Origin of the sequence: Leisingera sp. JC1, from assembly GCF_001679925.1 — a bacterium.
Lineage (GTDB): Bacteria > Pseudomonadota > Alphaproteobacteria > Rhodobacterales > Rhodobacteraceae > Leisingera.
This window is the reverse complement of sequence record NZ_LYUZ01000076.1, coordinates 1-557: the sequence shown is the minus strand read 5'-3', so window position 1 is coordinate 557 and position 557 is coordinate 1. Positions and strand designations below refer to the sequence as shown.

Annotated in this window: 1 protein-coding gene; it reads right to left on the bottom strand. The window is 61.4% G+C overall.

What is annotated here, in order from left to right; translation table 11 throughout:
• On the bottom strand, positions 1 to 338 hold a 338-nt coding region (locus tag A9D60_RS06945), incomplete at its 3' end, for a YjbH domain-containing protein (protein ID WP_254656640.1).
• Positions 339 to 557 lie beyond the last annotated feature (219 nt).

Genomic DNA, 557 nt, shown 5'->3' with positions numbered 1-557 from the left:
CCCCAGCCGATGCCGCCAGTGACCTTGACCCGGTCGGCAAAGGTCTTGGTGGCGACAAGATACTCGCCGGCATACACACCGGTGCCGCCAAAGTCCCGCAGCCCGAGAGCAAGCGCCGGGGCGCGGGCGGACTCGTTGCGCAACTGGAAATGGATATCGAAGCTGCGGTCATACCGGCTGAGGCCAGGGGCGACTTCGAAATCCTGCAGGTAGGAATACCGGAAGCTACCATAGACCCAGGGCAGCATCTGAAATGTCAGGGTGTTGCGGCTGGTGTTGTTGAAACCGGCTGAGGTGAGCGCCAGCACGCCATCCGGCAGAACCTCGGCAGTCGGCATGTCCACAAGCCCGGGGGTGCCGAACGTCGACAGATTCTGAGCATGAAGCCCGCCGGCACAAGCGACCGAAGCTCCAAGAGAAATGGCAATTGCAAGTCGCATAACTGAAACCGGGCCGGGCGCCGCTAGCGGGAGGGGACAACAAAATTTTCGCTGCTATAGCAGCGAAAATATCCGCAAACCACCGTATCCGCGGCGGCGGTGCCGCACATTCACCAC